Origin of the sequence: Rhodococcus pyridinivorans (genome assembly GCF_900105195.1) — a bacterium.
In the GTDB taxonomy this organism is placed as follows: Bacteria; Actinomycetota; Actinomycetes; order Mycobacteriales; family Mycobacteriaceae; genus Rhodococcus; species Rhodococcus pyridinivorans.
Genome location: NZ_FNRX01000002.1, coordinates 3884893 through 3908536 on the forward strand (window position 1 = coordinate 3884893; position 23644 = coordinate 3908536).

General features: G+C 65.5%; 19 protein-coding genes and 1 pseudogene. 15 read left to right on the forward strand and 5 right to left on the reverse strand.

Translation table 11 applies throughout. The features are described from left to right. Window positions 1-305: 305 nt before the first annotated feature. Window positions 306-775: pseudogene (locus tag BLV31_RS18415) on the forward strand (transposase); the annotation flags it as partial. 96 nt (window positions 776-871) lie between these two features. Here the strand turns inward: BLV31_RS18415 and BLV31_RS18420 are convergent. Then, entirely contained in the window at window positions 872-1798 is a 927-nt protein-coding gene (locus BLV31_RS18420) for an HNH endonuclease (protein WP_039584755.1), read from the reverse strand. Between the two features lie 328 nt (window positions 1799-2126). On the opposite strand from BLV31_RS18420, the gene BLV31_RS18425 reads away from it, so the two are divergent. The 4 genes from BLV31_RS18425 (at window position 2127) to BLV31_RS18440 (ending at window position 7980) form a co-directional block, all read left to right on the forward strand. Beyond that, entirely contained in the window at window positions 2127-3848 is a 1722-nt protein-coding gene (locus BLV31_RS18425) for an alpha/beta hydrolase (RefSeq protein WP_064061363.1), read from the forward strand. 148 nt (window positions 3849-3996) lie between these two features. Further along, window positions 3997-4998, forward strand: a complete 1002-nt coding sequence (locus tag BLV31_RS18430) for an IS481 family transposase (RefSeq protein ID WP_139192970.1) — start codon at window positions 3997-3999, stop codon at window positions 4996-4998. Between the two features lie 76 nt (window positions 4999-5074). Further along, window positions 5075-6811, forward strand: a complete 1737-nt coding sequence (locus BLV31_RS18435; protein WP_064061361.1) for an alpha/beta hydrolase — start codon at window positions 5075-5077, stop codon at window positions 6809-6811. A 179-nt stretch (window positions 6812-6990) separates the two neighbouring features. Further along, on the forward strand, window positions 6991-7980 hold the full coding sequence (locus tag BLV31_RS18440; RefSeq protein ID WP_064061360.1) for a linear amide C-N hydrolase: 990 nt from the start codon (window positions 6991-6993) through the stop codon (window positions 7978-7980). Between the two features lie 90 nt (window positions 7981-8070). Here the strand turns inward: BLV31_RS18440 and BLV31_RS18445 are convergent, their stop codons facing one another. Beyond that, window positions 8071-12453, reverse strand: a complete 4383-nt coding sequence (locus BLV31_RS18445; RefSeq protein ID WP_254778514.1) for a PDDEXK-like endonuclease domain-containing protein — start codon at window positions 12451-12453, stop codon at window positions 8071-8073. A 180-nt stretch (window positions 12454-12633) separates the two neighbouring features. Then, the gene (locus BLV31_RS18450; protein WP_072740592.1) at window positions 12634-13839 is read right to left on the reverse strand and encodes a glutamate dehydrogenase; all 1206 of its coding nucleotides are present in this window, start codon (window positions 13837-13839) and stop codon (window positions 12634-12636) included. 175 nt (window positions 13840-14014) lie between these two features. Between BLV31_RS18450 and BLV31_RS18455 the strand changes: the two genes are divergently transcribed. Next, window positions 14015-14926: a LysR family transcriptional regulator gene (locus BLV31_RS18455; RefSeq protein WP_064061956.1), complete on the forward strand. Its 912-nt coding sequence runs from the start codon at window positions 14015-14017 to the stop codon at window positions 14924-14926. 24 nt (window positions 14927-14950) lie between these two features. Here the strand turns inward: BLV31_RS18455 and BLV31_RS18460 are convergent, their stop codons facing one another. Together BLV31_RS18460 and BLV31_RS18465 are read right to left on the reverse strand one after the other, a co-directional pair. Next, window positions 14951-17749, reverse strand: a complete 2799-nt coding sequence (locus tag BLV31_RS18460; RefSeq protein WP_064061957.1) for an aconitate hydratase — start codon at window positions 17747-17749, stop codon at window positions 14951-14953. Between the two features lie 79 nt (window positions 17750-17828). Continuing rightward, window positions 17829-18392 carry a TetR/AcrR family transcriptional regulator gene (locus BLV31_RS18465; RefSeq protein ID WP_064061967.1) on the reverse strand — a complete coding sequence of 188 codons (564 nt, stop codon included), beginning with the start codon at window positions 18390-18392 and terminating at the stop codon, window positions 17829-17831. A gap of 54 nt (window positions 18393-18446) precedes the next feature. On the opposite strand from BLV31_RS18465, the gene BLV31_RS18470 reads away from it, so the two are divergent. From BLV31_RS18470 to BLV31_RS18510, 9 genes are all read left to right on the forward strand, one after another. Continuing rightward, the gene (locus BLV31_RS18470; protein WP_064061958.1) at window positions 18447-19445 is read left to right on the forward strand and encodes an alpha/beta fold hydrolase; all 999 of its coding nucleotides are present in this window, start codon (window positions 18447-18449) and stop codon (window positions 19443-19445) included. 55 nt (window positions 19446-19500) lie between these two features. Then, on the forward strand, window positions 19501-20088 hold the full coding sequence (locus BLV31_RS18475) for a DUF3558 domain-containing protein (protein WP_072740593.1): 588 nt from the start codon (window positions 19501-19503) through the stop codon (window positions 20086-20088). A gap of 25 nt (window positions 20089-20113) precedes the next feature. Further along, window positions 20114-20473: a hypothetical protein gene (locus tag BLV31_RS18480; protein WP_033098787.1), complete on the forward strand. Its 360-nt coding sequence runs from the start codon at window positions 20114-20116 to the stop codon at window positions 20471-20473. Window positions 20474-20555: 82 nt separating this feature from the next. Continuing rightward, window positions 20556-21143, forward strand: coding sequence for a DUF3558 domain-containing protein (locus tag BLV31_RS18485; protein ID WP_064061959.1), 588 nt, complete (start codon window positions 20556-20558; stop codon window positions 21141-21143). A 21-nt stretch (window positions 21144-21164) separates the two neighbouring features. Further along, window positions 21165-21530 carry a hypothetical protein gene (locus BLV31_RS18490; protein ID WP_371850711.1) on the forward strand — a complete coding sequence of 122 codons (366 nt, stop codon included), beginning with the start codon at window positions 21165-21167 and terminating at the stop codon, window positions 21528-21530. Window positions 21531-21615: 85 nt separating this feature from the next. After that, the gene (locus tag BLV31_RS18495; protein ID WP_064061960.1) at window positions 21616-22203 is read left to right on the forward strand and encodes a DUF3558 domain-containing protein; all 588 of its coding nucleotides are present in this window, start codon (window positions 21616-21618) and stop codon (window positions 22201-22203) included. 82 nt (window positions 22204-22285) lie between these two features. Then, on the forward strand, window positions 22286-22582 hold the full coding sequence (locus BLV31_RS18500; protein WP_371850712.1) for a hypothetical protein: 297 nt from the start codon (window positions 22286-22288) through the stop codon (window positions 22580-22582). An 85-nt stretch (window positions 22583-22667) separates the two neighbouring features. Continuing rightward, the gene (locus BLV31_RS18505) at window positions 22668-23255 is read left to right on the forward strand and encodes a DUF3558 domain-containing protein (RefSeq protein ID WP_064061962.1); all 588 of its coding nucleotides are present in this window, start codon (window positions 22668-22670) and stop codon (window positions 23253-23255) included. 13 nt (window positions 23256-23268) lie between these two features. Then, on the forward strand, window positions 23269-23628 hold the full coding sequence (locus BLV31_RS18510; RefSeq protein WP_064061963.1) for a hypothetical protein: 360 nt from the start codon (window positions 23269-23271) through the stop codon (window positions 23626-23628). The last annotated feature ends 16 nt before the right edge of the window (window positions 23629-23644 follow it).

Here is a 23644-nt window from a genome sequence, read left to right on the forward strand (position 1 = left end):
GCAGCGTTGCCAGAGCACCGGGACTGCTGCACGGATCGATGACATCTGAACTGCGGTGTCGTCAGGCACTGCTGGAAGGATCGACCCCGTGCCCGAGCCCTACACGAAAGAGTTCCGCGACGACGTCGTGCGCGTGGCCCGCCACCGCGAACCAGGCCAGCACTTGCGGCAGTTCGCCGCGGACTTCGGCATCAGCGCATCCTGCTCGACCAACTGGATGCGAAAGGCTGACGTCGAAGACCGCATCACACCCGGCACCACCGCCGGTGAGAGCGCTGAACTGCGCGAAGGGAAGTACCCCCGCCGAGCACCGCACCGACGAGGGCAAGCTCCGCCTGTGTGATCAAGGACGTCTGCTCGAACCAGATCGTCGGCTACTCGATTGGTGACCGGATGAAGTCTCGACTCGCTGTGGCCGCCCTCGAATCCGCAGTGGCTCGGCGAGGTTCGGTCGCCGGGTACGTGGTGCATCCCGATGGCGGATCGCAATTTCGCAGCCGGCATTCGTTCGCGTTCTGGGGCTGTCACGGCTTGGTCAGGACGATGTGCCCGGGTCGGGGCGGCCGGCGACAACGCCGCGATGGAATCGTTCTTTGCGCTGCTCCAGCGCAACGTCCTCGACCGGCAGCGTTGGGTCACTTGCGAGCAGTTGCGCGTCGCGATCGTCACTGGGGCACCACCCGCTTGCGGTAAGAGGATCGCGCGGACTTATCACCGTTGGAAACGTCAGCTCCCACTGGGCAGATTGACGCCTGTCGAGTTCGAGACATCATGACTACACCAACCGCACAGGCTGCGTGATCGAAACTGTCACCGAGTCGTGCACCAGGTCCAATCGTCCTGGTCTACGCGGGACTGCTGCTGTCAGCTCTCAGCCTGCGCTGAGAAAGCGGACGTAACTAATTTCCAGGAGTTCTCGGTCAGGCTGCTCACTACGAGACGGCGGAACCACCATCAGCTTCTGTCCATGCCGCTCCTTCAAGCCATGCTCGAGCATCGGGCCGTCGATCTCGTCCAAAAGGGCCCTCCGGATCTCCACGACCAAGTCCGGCGTAATGCCAAGGATGTTCACGTCGTACGCAGCGTGGTGGATCTTGCACAGAGCGAGCCCGTTAGTCACCGACGCAATACCTGCCTCGTGTGAGTCAGGCACAATATGCGCAGCATCCAACAGCTCACTATGACCGAGAGCGCAGACCGCACATCGCGTTTCGTACGCACGCATCACAGTTGCACGAAAAACCGGCTGATGGAGCCGACGCTTTGTCTCTGCTACGACATATCGCCGAAGCTGCTCTTCCGCTCGGGAATCGGGACGATGAAGATCGCGAGCGACTTCGGTGGCGATGACGAACTGGTGTTCGTCAGGTTCTTCCCCGATGATGAACACCGGATAGATGGGCTGGAACAAGCTCGGACCGACGCCGTAGAACCAGATCAGTGGCACGCCCTCGTTCATGGCCGCGCGTAAACCACGATTGTCCATGTTGTTCGGGTCGGTCGTCGACCACTTGTAGCGCAAGAGTCCGTCCGAGCCGACCTGATCCTCGTACGGACGCTTCGCACCGGGCGCGCGATACGTCGTACTGATGGACAGAGCTGACGAAAGCTCCTTCGGCTTCCGGATCCCGCGCGTCGGGTCCATGAGCCGGAACATCTCCCCATCGATCGTGAAGTCGAGGAGGTCCTGTCGACTGATCGGATCGAGACCGTCATTCGTGCGGATGGTCAACCATGCCATTGCCTCGCGGCGGAGACGAGCATCGAAATCGTCGCCGCTCCACGAACCGTCACTCACAAATCCTCCTGATTACCCCATCAGAGACCACGCGCCGGCGATATTTCGGCGCATCAGTCGAATGATCCCTATTGAACCATTAGCAACTAGAACGCCTTCCTCGTGGCCTCACCCAGCGATTGCATGGAAGTGTCGTCTACTTTCCATGGGTCCCAGCCGGCGGACGGACCCTCATCACCAAGCCGGAATGCCTTCACTACGGCGCTGGCAGCGGCGTCAGGACCCGGATACGTCGCGCCCAGCAGCGCACAAACCTGAGCTCAAAGGCGACGAGAGGCCGGCTTCGCTCGGCCCGCGGTGGGTCACCGACCGGGTTAGGGTCGCTCCCGTGAGCACGCAAGTCGATACAGACGAGACAACTCCGCGCGAAGGCAATACGGGTCGGCGCCACCTCGCCGTCTTCGGCCTCGACTTTCTCGGTCTCGTCGTCGCCCTGTTCTTTTTCGCGTGGAGCCTGAGTCCCTCCCTCATCCCCCGCGAGTGGTATTTCCAGGGTCTGATCAGTGGCGTGACGGGCATCGTCGGTTACGGCATCGGCGTGCTTGTCGCCTTCCCCGCTCGGCGGTGGATCGCCCCGCGTCTCGCGTGGTGGCGCCGGCGCCACACTGTCCGGCGCATCGCTGAGGTGGTCGTCGCTCTCATCGCGGTGGGAACACTTCTGGGGAGTCTGCTCGCCGCAGCGGGATGGCAGAACGAAATCCGTGTCCTTATGTGCATCGAGACCACAACGGGTTTCGCGTATCTCCGCACCGGACTGGTGAGCGTCGCGGTCTTCGCTGCCCTCCTCTACATCGCACGCGGATTGCGTTGGGTCGGACGATGCTTCGCGGAGTTCCTCGCGACCCGCCTGCGTGTTCCGGTCGTCGCGGCCGGTGTCCTCGCGCCGGTGATCCTCGTGCTCGCGGTGGTGGTATTCGTCGATCAGGTTCTGCTCGCGAGCAGTTCTATGGCGGCACGCATCGTGTTCGCCGACGACAACAACAGCACCGACCCAGGTGTGGAGCAACCGCAGATTCCCGAGCGGTCGGGCAGCCCGGCGTCGCCGTCGTCGTGGGAGAGTCTCGGCCGTCAGGGACGTTCGTTCGTCGCCGGCGGGATGGACGCCGAGCAGTTGACCGAACTGAACGGCACACCTGCGCTCGAACCCATACGGGTGTACGCGGGACTCGAGGCCGACGGCACTACCGACGAACAGGTGCAGTTGATCCTCGACGAGCTCGACCGCACGAAGGCGTGGGAGCGCGAACTCCTCGTGGTCGCCGGCACCACCGGAACGGGGTGGGTGAATCCGTTCGCCGCCGACTCGATCGAGGCGATCTACAACGGCAACTCGGCAATCGCAGCGATCCAGTACTCCTTCCTGCCGAGCTGGATCTCCTTCCTCGTCGACGGCTCCGCTGCAAAGGCCGCCGGCAATGCACTGATCAACGGGGTTCACGAACGCTGGTCGCAATTGCCGGAGGACCAGCGCCCGAAGCTCGTCGTCTACGGCGAGAGCCTCGGCTCGCAATCCGCCGAAGCCGCCTTCGACGACCTCACTGACATGCGCAGCCAGATCGACGGCGCGCTGTTCGTCGGACCTCCGAGTTCGAACCAGCTGTGGCGCAGCATCGCCGACCATCGGGACACCGGCAGCCCCGAAATCCTGCCCGTCTACGAAGACGGCGTCGCGGTGCGGTTCGCCTCCGACCTGCAGACGCTCGAGGACCAGCAAGGACCGTGGAACGACCCGCGGGTCCTGTATCTGCAGCATGCGTCCGATCCGGTGGTGTGGTGGGGACCGGGACTGCTCTTCGAGCGACCCGACTGGCTCGCCGAACCTCCGGGCGCGGATCGCTCACCGTCGATGCGGTGGTACCCCATCGTCACCTTCGCTCAGGTCGCGGCCGACATCATGGTCGGCACGTCGCCACCCGTCGGTCACGGCCACAACTACGAGGACCTCATCCCCTACGGCTGGGCCGCCGTGACGTCCCCAGAGGGGTGGACGCTCACCGACACGCAGCGGATCGCCGAGGCCGTCGAACAGTTGAACACCGCAGACGAGTAGTCGAGCACGGCACGCTGCCCGAGGCTCTGCTAGCTGTTGCGGGTCATGACGTTGTAGACACCACCAGGGGCTGACGAAGGCGGACGGGCCTCCCGACGGCAGGATGGGAAGTACCACCAACTCATCCGCCGAACGAAAGAACCCGTCCGTGCTCCACCGTAACGCCCCGCTGTCCGTCGAAGGTCGCCGCCGTCTCGTCGAGCGGTGCCAGACTCGTCCGCTGTCCCATGTCGCCGCCGAGATGGGGATCTCCCGGGCCTGCGCCAGCAAATGGATGGCCCGCTACCGCGAACACGGTGAACTCGGCCTGCTCGACCGCCCCAGCGTCCCGCACCATCAGCCCACCGCGACCCCGGCCGAGACCGTGGCGCGGATCGAGACCCTGCGACGGAAGCACAAGTGGTCCGCGGCTCGTATCGCACACGAGCTCGCCGCCGACGGCATCAGCATCTCGGTACGCACCGTCAGCCGGCACCTCGCTCACCTCGGCTTGAACCGGCGCAAGTTCCTCGATCCGAACGGCGAGAACAACCGCCAGCCACGCCGGATCATCGCCCGCTGGCCCGGCCACATGGTGCACGTCGACATCAAAAAAGTCGGCCGAATCCCCGACGGCGGTGGCTGGCGGGTCCACGGCAAGGGCTCGGATCAGGCCAAGAAAGTCGAGCGCGCCAAGACCGCCGGTGCCCGCGCCGGCTACGTCTACCTGCACTCGGCGGTCGACGGGTTCTCCCGCCTCGCCTACACCGAGGCGCTATCCGACGAGAAAGCCGCCACGGCAATCGGGTTCATGCACCGGGCGAGAGTGTTCTTCGCCGCCCACGGCATCGTGCACATCCACCGGGTGGTCACCGACAACGGGTCCTGCTACCGGGCGAAGGACTTCGCGAAAGTGCTCCACGGTGGCCGGCATCAACGGATCACCCCGTACACCCCTCGTCACAACGGGAAAGTGGAGCGCTACAACCGCATCCTGGCCGAGGAGTTCCTCTACGCCCGCGTCTGGGCCAGCGAACGGCAACGCGCCCAGGCCCTACAGGTGTGGAATGTGCACTACAACTATCATCGGCCGCATGCTGCCGTCGGAAACCGGCCGCCCGCGAGCAAGCTCCGGACCGGTGTCACCAACGTCATGGCCTCATACAGCTAGCTTCTCCCCTACGGCTTCGCATTCCGTCTCTTCGCCATGCCTTCCTGCGCCCTGGTACCGACGAAAGCGACCGCCGATGACCACGACCCTCGATACACAGCCCGCACCTCCTGAGCCCTCCCCGTCGTTCGCGGCTCGGTTGAGGGGCGGAATCCTGCGATGGCTGGGACGGTTCCATCCGGTCGGCCTCGCCGTCGCGCTGCTGTTCTACTGCTGGTCGCTGTCGCCGTCCCTGCTTCCCCGCCCCTGGTACCTGCAGGGCGTGGCGACCGGTATCAGCGTCATCACGGGGTACGGGATCGGCGTGCTCCTTGCGTGGATCGTCCGCAAGTGCGGCTTCGAGACGAACTGGTCGGCGACCGTCAAGAAGGTCGGCTGGTACCTGCTCGCAGCGGTCGCCGTCGTGGTGGTGCCGACCTTCCTCGTCCTCGGTTCGTGGTGGCAGGACATCAGCCGCGAACTCGTCGGGATGGAACCCGGCAGCAGCTGGGACTATCCGGGTGTGCTGCTCGTCGCCGTGGTGGTGACGCTGCTCCTGCTCGTCATCGGCCGCGGTCTGCGGCACGTGGCGCAATGGGTCACCGGACTCGTCGTCCGCGTGTTGCCGGCTCCCCTGGCGCGCATCGTGAGTGTCGTGCTGGTCGGGTTGATCGTGTTCTGGGCGGTGGAAGGTCTGCTGTCCGTGCAGATCGCCCGTATCGCCAACGGATCGGCGATGGCCGTCGACGAAGGCACCGCCGATGGAGTCGAGCAACCGCAGGCACCGGAACGATCCGGGTCGGACGCGTCGCTCGAACCGTGGGATTCGCTGGGACGCGAAGGGCGCACGTTCGTCGCAGGCGGTCCGTCTCCGGAAGAGATCACCGCGGTGACCGGGGAACCCGCGATGATGCCGATCCGCGTCTACGCCGGTTACCGCTCCCTCGACAGTCTCGACGGCTACACGGACTACGACGAGATGGAGGTGCTCGCCTCGCATGTCGTTGCCGAACTCGACCGCACCGGTGCCTTCGACCGCGAGTACCTCGCCGTGGCCACGACGACCGGTCGTGGCTGGGTCAACCAGGACGTCGCCGCCGCACTGGAATACCTCTCCGACGGAGATTCGGCCATCGCGGCCATGCAGTATTCGTTCCTGGCCAGCCCCTTGGCTTTTCTCGCCGATCGCGTCTCACCGCGCAATGCAGGTCGCGCGCTGTTCGAGGCGGTGTACGCGAGGTGGAGTGTTCTCGATCCGGAAACCCGGCCGAAGCTGCTCGTCTTCGGCGAATCGCTGGGCTCGTACGGAGGTCAATCGGCCTTCGCCGGCGTGCAGGACATGATCACCCGAACCGACGGCGCACTGTGGGTGGGCACACCGAATTTCACGGAGCAATGGCGACGAATCACCGATTCGCGCGATCCCGGCAGCCGCGAAATTCTTCCGGTCATCTACGGTGGCCAGAACGTGCGATTCGCTGCGACTCCCGACGACCTCACCGATCTCGACGGCCTGCGCGACTGGGAATCTCCCCGCATCGTGTACTGGCAGCATCCCAGCGATCCGATCGTGTGGTGGTCCTCCCAGCTTGTTCGGCACCGCCCGGATTGGCTGCGCGAGGAACGCGGCGCCGACATCGACAAGGGGATGACGTGGATTCCGTTCGTGACGTTCTGGCAGGTCACCCTGGACATGGTGTTTGCCGCCGAAGTCCCCGGCGGGCACGGCCACACCTACACGACCGAGGCGGGATTTTTCTGGGCGGACATTCTCGGCATCGAGGACGAGGTGCGCGTGAAGGCGGTCTTCGACGCACTGTCGTCGGACGGGTGACGAGAAGAATTCACCCTCCCGCTTAATCCGGCGAACCGAGTTTTCTCCAGATTTCTCGCACCACCTCGTGATACAACCTCGATATCGCTTGTGAATCGACACAGGAATGCGAACCGGAGTACGTCGATTCACGAGGAGATAATTCGTCGACACGGATCTACCGCCTGAAGGTGGCGCATATGTGCACACGAGTTGTGTGGAACGGCCCGTCCGGTCAAGTGCTCGTGGGACGCAACATGGATTACCACCGCGAAACCGCCACCAATCTGTGGGCGCTCCCCCGGGGCATCACCCGCGACGACGGTGTCGGTGGACAACTCTCGTGGACCTCGAAGTACGGCAGTGTGGTCGCGGGCGCCTACGACATGATGACCGTCGACGGACTCAACGAGGCCGGCCTCGGCGGACACATCCTGTGGCTCACCGAATCGGACTACAGCACCCACGACAAGAGCCGACCCGCGCTCAGTGTCGCGGTGTGGATGCAGTACTTCCTCGACAACTTCGCGACCGTCGCCGAGGCCGTCGACTGGATCGAGAAGACCGGCGTGCAGGTCGTTCCGCTGAGCGACCCGGCGACCGGTGAGGTACCCGCCGTGCATCTCGCACTCGACGACGCGACCGGCGACTCCGCGATCATCGAATACCTCGACGGCACACCGACGGTCTGGCACAGCCGCGACTACGCCGTCATGACGAACTCTCCCGCCTACGGTGAACAGCTGGAACTGCTGAAGAAGGTGAAGGGATTCGGCGGTGACGCACCACTCCCCGGCACCGGCAATGCGTCCGACAGGTTCGCTCGCGCAGCGCATTACGTCGGCAGTCTGCCGGAACCGCAGAGCCAGGTGCAGGCGATCGCGGGCGTTCTCAGCGTGATCCGCAATGCCGCGCAGCCGTTCCGCGTGCCCGAACCCGGAAAACCGTATGCCTCGCAGACGATCTGGCAGACGGTGGCCGACCTCGCCGAGAAGCGCTACGTGTTCGAGTCGACGACGCGCCCCAACATCGTGTGGGTCGACCTGAGCGATCTCGACCTCTCGGAGGGCGCACCGGAGGGCAAGCTCGATCTCCTGGGCGACACGGCACTCGAAGGTGGCCTCGCGGGCAATGTCAGCGGCCGATTCGAGAAGTCGGATCCGCTGACGTTCATCGCGATGCCGTCATAGATCTGCACACGAAAGATCCCCGGATGCCTTGCCTTCGGGGATCTTTCTCCATCCGATGGCCACCGCGAACGCTGGGGCGGCCGAGTCGTCTCAGTAGTCGTCGATCCCCGTCATCGTTCGTGTACCCGCATCCACGGTGTCGTCGACGACCGTTGCATCCACCCGGCCCGGCGTGATTCCGCGACGCTCCAGCTCCTCCCACAGCCCGGCCATGGCCGCGACCGGGTCGAGGTAGTACTCCGATTCCCGGACCCGCCAGAACTTCCAACCGCTGCGGTGCAGTTCGCGCTCCCGCTCCAGATCGGCGCTCTGCCGTTCGGGGCTGGTGTGCCACTGTTCGTCGTCACAGGCAACTGCCAGCTTGCCAGCCGCCCCGGTCACGACCAGATCGATGAAGTGACCGTTCACCTCGACCCGCGGGTTCACGTGATAGCCGCGAGCGGCGACGTCGAGGAAGACGTCCTGCTGGAAGAGGCTGTCGAACGCTTCGTGCCGCTCGTCGCGCGTCACGCCGTCGGGCATCGGCTCGGCCGGCCGCGGGGACGTCGTCCGCATGTGGGTGAGCAGCGAGTACCGCAGGTCGGTGCGACGCAGCGTGTCGATTGTCCTCGAGTGGAACAGCCACAGCTGGTCCTGGGCACGCGAGGCCGCAACGTTGAAGCGTCGCTGGTATTCGGTCCGGGTCAACGCCGCGATGTTCTGTTCGGGCGCGACGACCATCGACAGGAACACCACATTCCGTTCGTCGCCCTGGAAGTCCGGGGGCGTGCCGACGCGGAGCCTGCGTTCGTCCCACTGCTCCGGCGTGAGGCGGTCCAGCAGTTCGTTCTGGATGATGTCGACCTGCAACTGCCCCTGCAGCACCACGACACCGAAGGTCTTGCCGTCGTAGGCCGGGTCCTCGACGCACTTCACGAGCGTGTCGACCAGGGCATGTGCCTCGGCGTAGTTCGTCAGCGTCGAGTTCTGGCCGGTGACGGCCCCGTCCTCGACGAGCGTGGTGCGCAACGGCTGCAGACGATCGGAGCCGTACTGCCGCATGGGAACCAGCGGGTCGTCGGCGTAGAACTGGTCGCTGGACCACGCGATGATCTCCGGCATCGACCGGAAGTGCTCGCGCAACCGGACGATGCTGCCGAACCTCGACCGTAGCAACGAGAACAGACTCGACCGCGGAGTGAAGCTGTCGCGCAGGTAGTTCGGGATGTCGGGCAGATACGAATCGAGGCGGCTGAACACCCCGTCGAGCGCACCGAGCGACACCGCGCTCGGTGCACACTGCTTGTCGTCGCCGACGACGATCACGCGCGGCGCCAGCCACAGCAAGAACAGGCTGCTGATGTCGGTCTGGCTCGCTTCGTCGACGATTACGACATCGAACGAATCCTGTTCGGGCGGAATCGAAGCCAGCACCTGCTGCAGCGGCATCACCCAGGCCGGCACCGCCCCCTGCGCGACCTGCATGGCCTCGCGTGCCGCGGCCCGATAGCGCTCCGCGTAGCGGCCGGTGCCCTTACCGATGCTCGCGATGTGATCGCGGTACGAATGGAGCGCCTGCACCTGCTCGGCCGTGGTGCGGTCGAGACACGCGCTCCATGCCTTCTCCTCGACGAGCTCGGTCGTGAGTCGCGCGATGTCCTTCTCGAGTGCGTCGAGGTCGCGTTCGAACTGCCCGTCGTCGGTGCGCTCGTGGAAGCGTCGCACCCATTCGTCCGCGCGTCGCCACGCCCACGCCTCGTCGATGTCGGCGAGACGAACCGGCCAGGCGAGGCTCAACGGATTCTCCGCGAGGGCCTGAGCGAGTGCGGGTGCCGCGGAGGTCAGGCGTGCGTGGAGGGAGACGAGTTCCAGCTCCTCACGCTGCTCCCCCGCCGCCCGGTCCCACGCGTCCAGGGCCGCATTGATGGCGTCGAAGTCGGCGTCGTGGAAGGCACGGGCCAGCGCGCGTCCTTCGGGCGATGCTCCCCCGGAGATCTGTCCCCGCACGTACATGCCGATGGATTCGAGCCAGTTCTTGCTCGCTTCCGCGGTGCCCGCGGCGGCGATGGTCCGTGCCGACTCGGCGGTGGACCGCGCCTGCTCGATGCTCGTGATCCGCGGCGCCCCCGGATGGACTTCGCGCAGTGCGGATTCGACGTCGTGCACCCGGGCCACGAGATTGTCGACGATGGCGCGATCCCGGTCGAGGAATGCGAGGGTGCCGACGGCGCGGCTGCGTGACTCGTCGAGCTCGATGTCGATTCCGAGGTCGCGAAGGACCACCCGCGCGACCCGGATCGCCTCGAGCGCACGGAGGTGCTCGGCGACGATGCGCGCCGTCTGGGCGGTAGTGGCGGCGACGCCGTCGACGGTCGCGATCTCCCCGAGCGCTTCGACGGCGGATTGCTCGTCGCTGCGCCGGAACCGGGTGAAGCCACTGCGCCACGTGTCGCCTGCTTCGAGCTTGCGGGCGAGCGCGTCGTACGCCTCGAAGGCCTGTCGTCCCGTCACCGCGATGTCCACCGAGCTGGCACCGACGATCCGGTCGGCCTCCTGCGCGGCCTGCACGAGCCGGGCGAGCTCGGCGGTCTTCCCCCACAGGTGCTGGGCCCGGCCCGACAGGACGTCGTCGGCGACGCGCTGGATCCGGGCGTCGAGCCGGTCCGCGTCCTCGAGGGCACCCTGCAGCTGCTCGCACAGATCGCGGATACGGCCGAGTGCTTCGAGCGATGCACCCTCGAGGATCCGCAGCAGCCCCTGCGTCTCGCCGTTGGTCGTGCCGCTCGACGCCTGGGAGACGGCGGCGCACGCGTACTGCAGTTCCCTCTGGGTGGGCAGTGACAGTTCAGGGAAACGCTGCTGGCGACGGCGCGCGCGCTCGACGCTCGACCGCTGGTGCAACGAGTGGAGGGTGACGAGTTCGTCGACCGTCAGCGGTGGGGTGTCGGTGAGCAGAGGCGCGGGCAACCACGCGTACTTGGCTTCGTGTGCGCGGACCCGTCGGACGATCGACGCGGCCGTCCCCTCGTAACCGGCGGCGACGTCGGCGTGGACCTCGGTCTCCTCCGCGCGCGCCTGCCGGATCTGTTCCATCAGCGTCGCGCGACGGTCGAGAGCGTCGTTGCGTTGCGAGGTGAGCTCGTCGATGCGTTCCTGCGCGCGTCGAACGTTGAATTGCGCCTTGCGGATGGCGATTTCGCTGACACTGCGAGTGAGTTCGACCGTGCCGCCGTGCACCGGGTCGGTCACGGCCACGCACAGTTCCTGCAGCTCGGACGGGAGCTTCTCCCGGAGCACGCGCAGCGCCTGCGCCTTCTCACTGGTGACCAGCACCCGCTGCCCGCGCGCGAGCAGCGCCGCGACGATGTTGGCGATGGTGTGGGTCTTACCCGTACCCGGAGGTCCCTCGACCACGACACCGCTGTCGCCGGCGAGCCGGTCGATGATGTCGCGCTGTTCCTCGTTCGCGGGCAGCGGCAACAGCTGCTCGCCGGTGAACTCGGTCGACGGCGTGCCGATGCGGTCGAGCCATGCGACCCGGTCGGCCGGTTCGATCGCTTCGACGAGCTGCGCCAGCCCGAGCGGCACCGGGTTCGACTCGTCGGCGGCCGCCTCGGTCATGCGGCTGTAGTACTCGATGAGCGCGTGCGCGCCGCGCTTGCGCAGCACGAGCACCGGCGACGGCGTCACGAAGGCATCCGACGACGACGCTTCGTCCGCACGATCGACGACGTCGACCGGCACGGTGAGCGCACGCTCGGCCCAACTCTTCAGGAACGCGCGAGCCGCGGGGTCGAGAGGCGACGCGACCTGGGTGACGAGGGCGTCGTGCAGCTCACGGACGCTCGTCGGGTCGAAGACCTCCAGACCGGTGAGGAGCTGGACGTCCTCGAGCGACGGCCCCGCGCTGGGACTCAGCCGGACCACCAGGTCGCCGGAATCGCCCTGTCGCTCGATGAGCGCGGCTTGGGTGATCAGGTGCGTGTGGACCCGCGCGCCCGCCACACCCTCGGAGAGGTGCAGCAGACCCGACGCGACGACGAGTTCCAGCGATTCGGGCTGGTCCTCGAGGTCGAGCATCGCTCGCTGCAGGAAGGAATACAGATGCGAGGCGGCCTGCCGTTCGCGGTCGACGACCGCCCACGTGCGCCATTCCGTCAGCCACGCGTCGAGACCGTCGATGCCGATGGCCTGGGGGTCGAGTTCGGGCTCGACGGCGGAATCCGCGATGTCCCCGTGCATGTAGTTCGCGAGCTCGGCGGGCGGGCGCGGGGGCTCTTCGAGCTGAGCGCGACGCGCGCGCAGGACGATGTCGCCCGACGCGGCATGGGCACGCAGGCCGGCCCTGATATTTCCCTCCTCGAGGGACATCACGGCGCGGTGTTTGTCGACGACGCGGACGGGCGCGCTGCGGGCCTTGACGAGCTCGGCCAGGAAGGCAAGCAGGCGCTGCACGCGATCCCTCAATTCGGGTTCGCTCTCGCCTGACTCCACTCGCACTCCACTCACCCCTGCGGACGTCCTTCCGCCCGTCGACGGATACGGGCATGTCCACCTTAGAAGTACCGATCGACATGCCCGTTTCCGGTCCCACGTGACGCTCGCGACACTTCGACGCGCCGTCGCCGCCGATGCGCTGAGCTGCATCGACGGCGACGGTGCTGTGTGGAGGCGTCAGGGGATGGTGACCGTGCGCGATGTCGTCACGCCGTGATTGTTCGCGCCGAGTTCCCGTGCCGTCTGTCGCGGCGGCACCCGATCGAGCGCCCACCGCTCGACCAGCAGCGTGATTTTGGTGAGCATCTCGGTGCGCAGGCGCTGGAACGAATCCTCCGGATCGGTCCCCACCCACCCGAGGAGCACCCACCACGCCCACGCGACCGCGCCGGCGTTGGCGACGAAATCCGGGATCACCGGGATACCGCGTCCGGTGAGCACGGCTTCGGCGTCCGGCGTCGTCGCGGAGTTCGCGGCCTCGATGACGACCCGTCCGGCGACCCGGCCGACGTTCTCCGCCGTGATGGCGTAGGAGATGGCGGCGGGGACGAAGATGTCAACGGGAATGCCGATCACCGCGTCGCGCGGCAGTTGTTCGAGGTGCGACGGGAGGCGGGACCGGTCGATCTCCCCGTACTCGTCCCGAAGGTCGAGCAGTGCCGGGATATCCAATCCGTCAGCGCAATACAGTGTTCCGGCGGCATCGGCGACGGCGGTCACGCGCATGCCCGCTTCGTGCAGGTACCAGGCGGCGCCGCCGCCCATCGTGCCGATTCCCTGGATCGCCACGGTGGTCTCGGCCGGCGCCCAGCGGTATGCGTTCGCGGTGGCGATGCAGGCCTGCGCGACGCCGTAACCACCGATCACGTCGCCCAGCAGGAAACCGCCGTCGACCGGCGCATTCAGGGAGGTGCGCACCCGGTCCAGGGTGATCGCCGGGTCCGCCGCACGGCTGATCGCGGCGTGGAAGGACTGATGCAATCCCAGCCGCTCGAAGACCTCGTCGAGGAGATGCTGGGGAACGCCCAGGTCCTCGGCGGTCACCCAGTGCGCGTTCAACCAAGGACGCATCGCCTGGCAGAAGCGCTGCAGCACGTCGACGGCACGGGGATCCTTCGGGTCGAAGTCGATCCCGCCCTTCGCGCCGCCCACCGGCAGGTCGAACACCGCGGTCTTCGCGGCCATGCCGCGCGCCAGGTCCTCGACCTCCGACATCGTGCACCCGGCCCGCATGCGGGTGCCGCCGGTCGCCAGATCGCCCACCAGGGTGTGGACGACGAGATAACCGTGCGCACCTGTCACCGGATCCGTCCAGGTGAGACGCATGAAAGGTTCGTCCCTGCGGGTGTCCACCGCGTCGACGCGTGCTGCCATGGTGGTCATATGCGGTCCCCCGTTCGTCAGAGCCGTCGTTACGTCGATTCGGCCGGTGACGCCAGCGTGCCCGGGGGTAGCGCGGGGCGTCCAGTTACGAAACTCGAAGGTGAGAGTTCACGATTTCTACACAACGCGAGCTCACAGCGGTTGCAGGTCCCCGGGCGCGCCCTACGCTGACGGCATGGAGTTGTCCCTGCGCCGGTTACGGATGCTTCGAGAACTGCATCGTCGAGGTACCGTCACGGCCGCCGCGCTCGCCCTGCACTACACCACCTCGGCGGTCTCGCAGCAGCTCACCCAGCTCGAACGGGACGTCGGCGCAAAGCTTTTCGAGCGCCGGGGACGTCGGGTCCAGTTGACGGAGGCGGGCGTGCTGCTCGCCGAACATGCCGAGGAGATCCTGCAGTCGGTGGAGCGGGCGACGACCGCGCTCGAACAGTCCCGCGACGGGGTCAGCGCGCGCCTGACCGCCGGTGTGTGGGCCTCCGTCGCATCCACTCTGATCCCCAGCGCGCTGGCGTTGTTGGCTGCCGAGCACCCCGGCATCGAGGTCCGCACGAGAGAGCTCGCCCCCGAGGAGACCGCCGGAGCCGTCCGTGACGGATCGCTGGACTTCTCGTTCGTCATCGAATACTCCGGCTACCCGATGTTGTGGGATCCGGAGCTGACCAAGGTGGTGATCGCGGTCGAGCGACTGCACGCCGCGGTGCCGCCCGGGACGGTGCCGGCGGGCACCATCGCACTCGCCGACCTCGCCGAGCATCCGTGGGTATTGGCCGGCCCGAACTCGCACTTCGGCCGCGCGGTGAGCCTCGCGTGTCAACGTGCGGGGTTCGAGCCGAGGATCAACCACGAGGTCGGTGAGCAGGCGACGGCGCTGGCGATGGTCGCCGCGGGGCTGGGTGTCACGCTCGTCTCCGATCTCGGGCTGACGTTGAGCTCACCCGGGGTCGAGGTGGTGGCGCTGACCGAACCGCTCGTGCGCACGATCTCCATCGCGCATCGCGGGGTCGCGTCGGAACGGCCGCCGCTGCGCCTCGTGATCGACGCGGTGCGCACCGCCGCAGCGGAACGGGGGCTCGCGGCGCAGTAGCCACGAGCCCCCGTCTGTCGCTGCCTACTGCGCGAGCTGCTTACGCAGCACGTACTTCAGGATTCCGCCGTGCTGGAAGTACTCGGCCTCGGCGGGGGTGTCGATGCGCACCGTCGCGTCGAACTCCGTGTCCCCCGCCTTCACGTGCACGGTCTCGGGGATCTCGTCGCTGTCCGCCAGACCGGTGATGGTGAATTCCTCCTCCCCCGTCAGGCCGAGGCTCTGCGCCGACTCGCCCTCCGGGAACTGCAACGGCAGCACGCCCATACCGATGAGGTTGGAGCGGTGGATGCGCTCGTACGACTGCGCGATCACCGCGCGCACCCCCAACAGCAACGTGCCCTTGGCCGCCCAGTCACGCGACGAGCCCGACCCGTACTCCGCGCCCGCGAGCACGACCAGCGGTGTGCCGTCCTCCGCGTACTTCTGCGCGGCGTCGTAGATGCTCATCTGCTCGTCGGTCGGCAGATAGCGGGTGACGCCACCCTCGACGTCCGGCACCAGTTGGTTGCGCAGTCGGATGTTGGCGAAGGTGCCGCGGATCATCACCTCGTGGTTGCCGCGTCGCGACCCGTAGGAGTTGAAGTCGGCCTGCTCGACGCCGTGCTCCTGCAGGTAGCGACCGGCGGGGCTGTCGCGTCGGATCGCACCGGCCGGCGAGATGTGGTCGGTGGTCACGGAGTCGCCGAGCAGCGCGAGTACCCGCGCGCCCTCGATGTCGCGCAGCGGCTCGGGTTCCGACGACATGTCCTCGAAGTAGGGAGGACGTCGCACGTAGGTCGACTCGTCCTTCCATTCGAACACCTCGCTGTCGGGCACGTCGAGGTTCCGCCACGTCTCGTCACCGGTGTAGACGTCCTGGTAACCGGTCTCGAACATCTCCGCGCGCACCGCGTCGTCGATGACCTCCTGGATCTCCTGCGTCGTGGGCCAGATGTCGCGCAGGTAGACCTCGTTGCCCTCGCTGTCGGTGCCGAGTGGGTCACTGAAGAGGTCGACGAGCATCGACCCGGCCAGCGCATACGCGATCACCAGCGGCGGCGACGCGAGGAAATTCATCTTCGTCTGCGGATGGATGCGTCCCTCGAAGTTGCGGTTGCCCGACAGCACGGCCGAGACGTTGACGTCGTGCTCGTCGATCGCGGCCGCGATCTCGTCGGGAAGCGGGCCGGAATTGCCGATGCAGGTCGTGCAGCCGTAACCGACGAGGTTGAAGCCGAGCTTGTCGAGATAGGGCGTCAGACCCGAACGTTCGTAGTAGTCGGTGACGATCCGCGACCCCGGAGCCAGCGTGGTCTTCACCCACGGCTTGCTCCGCAGCCCCTTCTCCACGGCCTTCTTGGCGAGCAGCGCCGCACCGATCATCACCGACGGGTTCGACGTGTTCGTGCACGATGTGATCGCCGCGATCACCACATGTCCGTTGTCGAGTTCGAACTCGTCGCCGTCCCCGACCCGCACCGGGACCTTCTTCGACGGCGGCGCCGAGGTGTCGGCGTCGTCGGGCACCGGGTCGCGCGGCTCGTCGCGGGAGTCCTCGCTGCGCACCGACACCGGGTCGCTGGCAGGGAATGATTCGAGCACGCCCTCGTCGACACCCGAGTCCTGGACGCGGGAGACGACGTCGGGCACTTCCTCACCGTTGAGCAGCGAGGTCACGGCCTTCGGCGCGAGGGCGACGGGGATGCGGTCCTGCGGTCGCTTCGGGCCGGCGACGGACGGTCGCACCTTCGACAGATCCAGTTCGACGACCTCGCTGTAGTCGGGTTCGCGATCGGGGTCGTGCCACAGACCCTGTTCCTTCGCATACGCCTCGACGAGGCGGATCTGCTGGTCGTCGCGACCGGTGAGACGCAGGTAGTCGAGGGTCGCGTCGTCGATCGGGAAGATCGAGATCGTCGAGCCGTACTCGGGGCTCATGTTGCCGATGGTCGCGCGGTTGGCGAGCGGCACGTTGGCCACGCCGGGACCGAAGAACTCGACGAACTTGCCGACCACGCCTGTCTTGCGGAGCATCTCTGCGACGGTGAGCACGAGATCGGTCGCCGTCGTGCCCTCCTGCAGTTCGCCGGTGAGCTTGAAGCCGACGACCTGCGGGATCAACATCGACGCCGGCTGGCCCAGCATCGCCGCCTCGGCTTCGATGCCGCCGACACCCCAGCCGACGACACCGAGGCCGTTGATCATGGGGGTGTGCGAGTCGGTGCCGACAAGCGAGTCGGGATAGGCGACGAGCCCGCCGTCCTCGTCCTCCCGCGTGAAGACGACGCGGGCCAGGTACTCGAGGTTCACCTGATGGCAGATGCCGGTGCCGGGCGGGACCACCTTGAAGTCGTCGAGCGCTCCCTGCGCCCAGCGCAGTAGCTCATAACGTTCGCGGTTGCGCTGGAACTCGAGGTCGGTGTTGATCCGAAAGGCGTCCTCGGTGCCGAAGACGTCGGCGATCACCGAGTGGTCGATGACCAGTTCGGTGGGGATCAGCGGGTTGATGCGCTTCGGGTCGCCACCCTGCTGGGTCATGGCGTCGCGCATGGCGACGAGGTCCACGACGCACGGCACGCCGGTGAAGTCCTGCATGAGAACGCGTGCCGGGGAGAACTGGATCTCCGGGTTGTGCGTCGACTTCGGATCCCAACCCGCGACGGCCTCGATCTGCTCCCGGGTGACCAGTCGCCCGTCCTCGGTGCGCAGCAGGTTCTCCAGCAGGACCTTGAGACTGTAGGGCAATCGCTCCGAGCCCGGGACCTTGTCGATGCGATAGATGCGATAGTCGGTGTCGTCGACCTTCAGGGTGTCGCGCGTGCCGAAACTGTCGTCACTCATGAACGTGCCTCCCGACTGCGATGTTTCCGGTGGTTACCCGAATGGGTAGCCCGTTCCGCCGTGCGGCAATCACATGGGTTCAGCTGGTGGTGCGTGCGACCTCGTCGGTGATGAGAGCGATGCCGTCGGGCGGTTCCGTGACGCCGACCAGGACGGCCTGTGTGATGCCGTTGCCGAGTGCGACGAGGCGTAGGGCTTCCGTTCGCGCTTTGTCGGGTGGCATGCCCAGTTCTTCGAGGAGTCGCCGGGCCTCCTCTGTTGTGCCTCTTGTCGACTCTTCCAGGAACGCACGGATCCAGGGGTCGCTCGCGGACTTGGCGAGGTAGGCATACCAGACGGACACCCCGAGACGTCCGGCTTCGTCCGTCGGTACAGGTTGAGCGAGAAGCGCGACGAGCGCTGCCTGCGGATCGGATTCTGCTCTTTCGTAGCGCTTTTCGGCCTCGGCGACCATGAATTCGGCGCCCGTACGGATGAGGTGTTCCTTGGAATCGAAGTAGTGCTGGATACGGCCGATCGACACTCCCCCGGCGGCCGCCACCGCCTGGAAGGTCGCGCCCTCGATTCCTCGCTCGTGGATGACCGCCCACAGCGCGTACACGATCTCCCTACGGCGTTGCGCATGGTCGACGACTCTCGGCATGATCCCCACGATACAATATGAACATATTGCAACGTCGACGATCAGAGGCTCCCGATGACCCAGCGCACTCGATCGAACAGATTTCTTCGACGCGTCGGCACGGCGCTGGTCGCGATACTCGCAGCCGTCGGCCTGGTTGCCTCCTATCAGTTCTTCGTCGGCGCGCCGGGCGTCGGCCACTTCCGCAGTGATTCCGGTCGGGCCGGTTACGTCGCTGCCCACGAGAGAGCGATGTCTGCGCTGCCGCCACCTTCTGCAGTTCACGACGTTCCTACTCGGTTCGGCACGGTCCGCGTCTACGAATGGACGTCGCCTCGGACGGTCGACTCGGTGCCCGTCGTTCTCGTCCCGGGCCGCGCGTCGGGTGTGCCGATGTGGGGCGAGAACCTTCCGGGCTTCCTCCCCGAGCACCGCGTTCTCGCGTTCGATGCTCTCGGCGACGCAGGCTTGTCCGTCCAGGCGGCACCTCTGACCTCCACGGACGACCAGGCGCTGTGGATCGATGACACGCTCTCAGGTCTCGGAGTGGAGACCGCTCATGTCGTCGGACATTCCTTCGGCGGGGCGAGCGCAGCGTCCTACGCGAAGCAGTTCCCCGAGAAAGTCCGGTCGCTGACGCTGCTCGAGCCTGTGTTCACCTTCGGTTATCCCCCTGCCCGAATGTTGTTCTGGGCGTCGGTGTCGACACTGCCGGGCCTTCCGACCGATTGGCGGGACACGGCACTCGCGAAGGTCGGGGGTGTCGACGACTATGACTCCGATGACGCCATGGCGACGATGATCTCGGAGGGTTCGGAGCATTTCTCCGCCGCACTACCGACCCCGTCGCCCCTGAGCGACGACGAGCTTGCGGCTTTGGTTATGCCCACCTATGTCGCTATCGCGGAGCGTGACTCACTCGTCGGAAGCGAGAAAGCAGCCGATCGAGCACGGCAACTCGCTGATGCCGAGGTTCTGGTCTTTCCCGACACGACGCACTCGCTCCCCATGCAGGCAAAGGATCGACTGAACTCGGAACTACCCGAGTTCTGGCGCGGGGTCGAGCAGGGCTGACGCGGTAGCGGAGCGGTTGTGTTAGCGTCTGCCCGACAATCGATCGGGGGGTCGCATGGGCAGGTGGGGAATCGTCACGCTCGCAGCAGTCGCGGCAGTCGCGACGGCCTGCAGTCCGAGCGCCGCGGACGATGCCACAGGAGACGAGACGACGACGTCGACCACCCGCACCCCGCGCATCACCGATGACTCCGGTCGACCGCCCGTCACCTTCGACCCCTGCTACGACATCCCCGACGACGTCATGAACGCAGCCGGGTACGACGCGGCAAAGAAGGAAGTCGCGGACATGCCGATGGGGACTTATACGTTCCTAGGATGCACATATCGCGATGACAACAAAATTCCTGGTACCAGACGCGGATATGGTCTCAACATTCTTGCTGGAAACGTGACACTCGATGAAGAACACAGCAACAACGCGCACATCGCTACAGCAGTTTCCATCAATGGCCGACGCGCCCTCCTCGAAGTCGATCCAAATCGGAATGACACCTGTAAATACGTCGTAGAAACTGGCTTCGGTCTCCTCATGCTCACCCGGATATACCACACGGACTACCCAGGATCTGCTCCGATCGGGGAATGGTGCACAGGATTGGAGGAGCTTGCCAACTCGATTGAGCCTTTCCTCCCCACGTGAACCACAACTATTCGAAGGACCCTCGATGAGTGACTTCGCCAGGCTCGAACCGCATGTCGTCGACGAAATTGTCCGTATCTGCGAGGTGATGCTTCGGGAGTTCGAGGACGCCCAAACGACCGCAGCGAAGCTCCCTGACGTTCGCGGCTTCGGCGACTTCGCGTCCGCCCAACAACTTGCCGCTGGCTATAGACGCAAAGCGTCCGGCACCCCTGAATCTGCAATCGAGCGCATTGAACAATTCACCCTCGTTCTCGCACAACTTCGCGACGCCTTCGCCACCGGTGGAGAAGCGTTCCTCGACACCGAAGCCGACTGGGCCCGCCAACTCGCCATCACCGACCCCGACAGCGAAGCGGGAAACGGTCAACAGAGCGCGCAATAACGCGCACCGATGCCCATTTCGCGCTCCGGAGTACTGCTGGCGGTTGTGTTAGCGTCTGGCCGACAATCGATCGGGGGGTCGCATGGGCAGGTGGGGAATCGTCGCGCTCGCAGCACTGGCTGTCATGGGGACGGCGTGCAGTCCGGGTTCGGCGAAGCCGGCCACGAGCGACGAGGCCGCTACTTCGACCACCCACACTCCGCGCATCACCGACGACTCCGGCCGCCCGCCCGTCGCTTTCGATCCCTGTTACGACATCCCCGATGACGTCATGAACGCGGCCGGGTACGACGCGGCGAAGAAAGAAATCGCGGACATGCCGATGGGGACGTACACCTACCTGGGGTGCCGATACAAAGGCACTGTCAAAATCCCGGGGGTGCTCGCTCGCTACGACCTCACTTTGTTGTCAGGAAACGTGTCTCTCGACGAGCAGCTTGCGGAGAATCCGACCGGAGCGACACCGACGACCATCAACGGTCGCCCTGCTGCGATGAGGGTCGATCCCGATCGAAGCCTCACATGCAGCTACCTGTTGCAAACAAGTTTCGGGGTCGTCATCTTGAACAGGCTTTACCACCCGGATTATCCCGGGGGCCCGCCGATCGAAGAGTGGTGCACCGACTTCGAGGAGTTGGTGTCTTCGATCGAGCCGTATGTCACCGATTGAACTGTCGAATCGTCAGGAGAGATGATGTCGTCGCCCTTCGTGCGGCTCGAACCGGGTGTGGTCGCGGAGATACTTCGAATCTGCGAGGTGATGCTGGATGAACTCCGAGAGTCCAAGACGCTCGCTGACGGACTCTACGACGCGCGTGGATTCGGAGATTTCGAGTCCGCCAAACAACTTGCTGCGGGCTATAGCCGCAAAGGCGCTGGAACGCCACAATCAGCGAGCGAACGCATGCAGCAGTTCATCGATGCCCTCACCCACCTCCGCGACGCCTTCGCCACCGGCGGAGAAGCCTTCCTCGACACCGAATCCGACTGGGCCCGCCAACTCGCCGCCACCGACCCCGACAACGGAGCGCCAAATAGTCATCAGGGCGCGCAATAACGCGCACCTCTGACCATTCTGCGCTCCGGAGCAGTGCCCGGGACGGTTGTGTTAGCGTCTGCCCGACAATCGATCGGGGGGTCGCATGGGCAGGTGGGGCATCGTCGCGCTCGCAGCACTGACTGTCATGGGGACGGCGTGCAGTCCGAGCGCCGCGGAGACGGCCACGAGCGACGAGGCCGCAATTTCGACCACCCGCACTCCGCGCATCACCGATGACTCCGGCCGACCACCGGTCGCCTTCGATCCCTGCTACGACATCCCCGACGACGTCATGAACGCAGCCGGGTACGACGCGGCGAAGAAAGAGCTTGCGGATTATCCGATGGGTACCTACACGTTCCTCGGATGCTCGTATCGTAAGGACGACTTCGTTCCGGGAGTCCGACGTGGCTTCAACCTGAGCATTCTGTCGGGAAATGTTTCCTTCGATGAGGAACTTGCGAAGAACGGCCATATCGCGACTGAAACCTCGATCAACGGACGCCGGGCACTCCTTGAAGTCGATTCGAGCGACCGGGACGCATGCGCGTATGCCCTAGAGACTGACTTCGGAATTGCTATCTTCAGCCGTCTGTACAACGCAGATCATGTGGGGCCAGCGCCTCAGAGTGAATGGTGTTTGGGCATGAAAGAACTCGTTATAGAGATCGAACCATTCATCGCAAAGTAGTCAACGTACGGGAGGAACATTGGCCGACTACGCACGGCTTGAACCTGAAGTACTCACGGAAATCCTCAGAATCTGCGGAGTCATGATCTCCGAGATGGAAGCTGCACGAAAGAACGCCAACAACCTCACAAGAACCGATGGTTTCGGCGAGTTCGAATCGGCCCAGCAACTCGCCGCGGGATACCGACGGAAGGCTGCGGGCACTCCGGAATCGGCGAAGGAACGCGTCGAGCAGTTCATCGATGCCCTCACCCAACTCCGCGACGCATTCGCCACCGGCGGGGAAGCCTTCCTCGACACCGAATCCGACTGGGCCCGCCAACTCGCCATCACCGACCCCGACAACGGAGCGGGAAACGGTCATCAGGGCGCGCAATAACGCGCACCTCTGACCATTTCGCGCTCCGGAGCAGTGCCCGGGACGGTTGTGTTAGCGTCTGCCCGACAATCGATCGGGGGGTCGCATGGGCAGGTGGGGCATCGTCACGTTCGCAACAGTCGCGGCAGTGGTGACGGCGTGCAGCCCGAGCGCCGCGGACGACGCCGCTGGAGACGAGACCACCACCACGACAACCCGGACCCCGCGCATCACCGACGACTCCGGCAGACCCCCCGTCACCTTCGACCCCTGCTACGACATCCCCGACGACGTCATGAACGCGGCCGGGTACGACGCGGCCAAGAAGGAAATCGCGGACATGCCGATGGGGACGTACACCTTCCTCGGTTGCGCTTACGACAAACGGGACCACATCCCAGGCGTGCGCCGTGGATACGGGCTCAACATCTTGTCCGGGAACGTCACCCTCGAGGAAGAGCACTCGAAGAACGCCCATGTGGCTTCCCCGATCACGATCAACGGCAGAGCCGGACTACGCGAGGTGGGACCGAGCGGGAACAACGAGTGCACGTACGCATTGCAAACGGAATTCGGAGTCGTGCTGTTCAACCGGCTTTACTACACTGACACGGTAGAACCGGCGCCCGAGAGTGAATGGTGCTCGGGTATGGATCAATTCGTCACCTCGCTCGAGCCTTACATTCCCGAGTGAGAGCTGAGGACGTATGCCTGACTTCACCAGACTCGAACCACATGTGATCGATGAGATTCTGCAGATCTGCAACGTCATGTTGGACGAGTTCGAGACCGCAGCACGGACCGCTTCCAGACTCACTGCAGTCCACGGTTTTGGCGACTTCGATTCTGCGCAGCAACTCGCTGCAGGTTACCGTCGAAAGGCCTCGGGGACGCCTGAGTCAGCTATGGAACGCATCGAGCAGTTCAGCCAAGCCTTGAAGCAACTCCCCGACGCCTTCGCCACCGGCGGGGAAGCCTTCCTCGACACCGAATCCGACTGGGCCCGCCAACTCGCCGCCACCGACCCCGACAGCGGAGCGGGAAATAGTCATCAGAGCGGGCAATAACACGCGCCGATGACCA

What these genes read in the sequence shown, in the direction of transcription:
- BLV31_RS18435 (WP_064061361.1), top strand. Translation starts at nt 5,075, where the DNA reads ATGACCACGACCCTCGATACACAGCCCGCACCTCCTGAGCCCTCCCCG.
- BLV31_RS18440 (WP_064061360.1), top strand. Translation starts at nt 6,991, where the DNA reads ATGTGCACACGAGTTGTGTGGAACGGCCCGTCCGGTCAAGTGCTCGTG.
- BLV31_RS18450 (WP_072740592.1), bottom strand. Translation starts at nt 13,839, where the DNA reads ATGACCACCATGGCAGCACGCGTCGACGCGGTGGACACCCGCAGGGAC.
- BLV31_RS18455 (WP_064061956.1), top strand. Translation starts at nt 14,015, where the DNA reads ATGGAGTTGTCCCTGCGCCGGTTACGGATGCTTCGAGAACTGCATCGT.
- BLV31_RS18460 (WP_064061957.1), bottom strand. Translation starts at nt 17,749, where the DNA reads ATGAGTGACGACAGTTTCGGCACGCGCGACACCCTGAAGGTCGACGAC.
- BLV31_RS18465 (WP_064061967.1), bottom strand. Translation starts at nt 18,392, where the DNA reads ATGCCGAGAGTCGTCGACCATGCGCAACGCCGTAGGGAGATCGTGTAC.
- BLV31_RS18470 (WP_064061958.1), top strand. Translation starts at nt 18,447, where the DNA reads ATGACCCAGCGCACTCGATCGAACAGATTTCTTCGACGCGTCGGCACG.
- BLV31_RS18475 (WP_072740593.1), top strand. Translation starts at nt 19,501, where the DNA reads ATGGGCAGGTGGGGAATCGTCACGCTCGCAGCAGTCGCGGCAGTCGCG.
- BLV31_RS18480 (WP_033098787.1), top strand. Translation starts at nt 20,114, where the DNA reads ATGAGTGACTTCGCCAGGCTCGAACCGCATGTCGTCGACGAAATTGTC.
- BLV31_RS18485 (WP_064061959.1), top strand. Translation starts at nt 20,556, where the DNA reads ATGGGCAGGTGGGGAATCGTCGCGCTCGCAGCACTGGCTGTCATGGGG.
- BLV31_RS18490 (WP_371850711.1), top strand. Translation starts at nt 21,165, where the DNA reads ATGATGTCGTCGCCCTTCGTGCGGCTCGAACCGGGTGTGGTCGCGGAG.
- BLV31_RS18495 (WP_064061960.1), top strand. Translation starts at nt 21,616, where the DNA reads ATGGGCAGGTGGGGCATCGTCGCGCTCGCAGCACTGACTGTCATGGGG.
- BLV31_RS18500 (WP_371850712.1), top strand. Translation starts at nt 22,286, where the DNA reads ATGATCTCCGAGATGGAAGCTGCACGAAAGAACGCCAACAACCTCACA.
- BLV31_RS18505 (WP_064061962.1), top strand. Translation starts at nt 22,668, where the DNA reads ATGGGCAGGTGGGGCATCGTCACGTTCGCAACAGTCGCGGCAGTGGTG.
- BLV31_RS18510 (WP_064061963.1), top strand. Translation starts at nt 23,269, where the DNA reads ATGCCTGACTTCACCAGACTCGAACCACATGTGATCGATGAGATTCTG.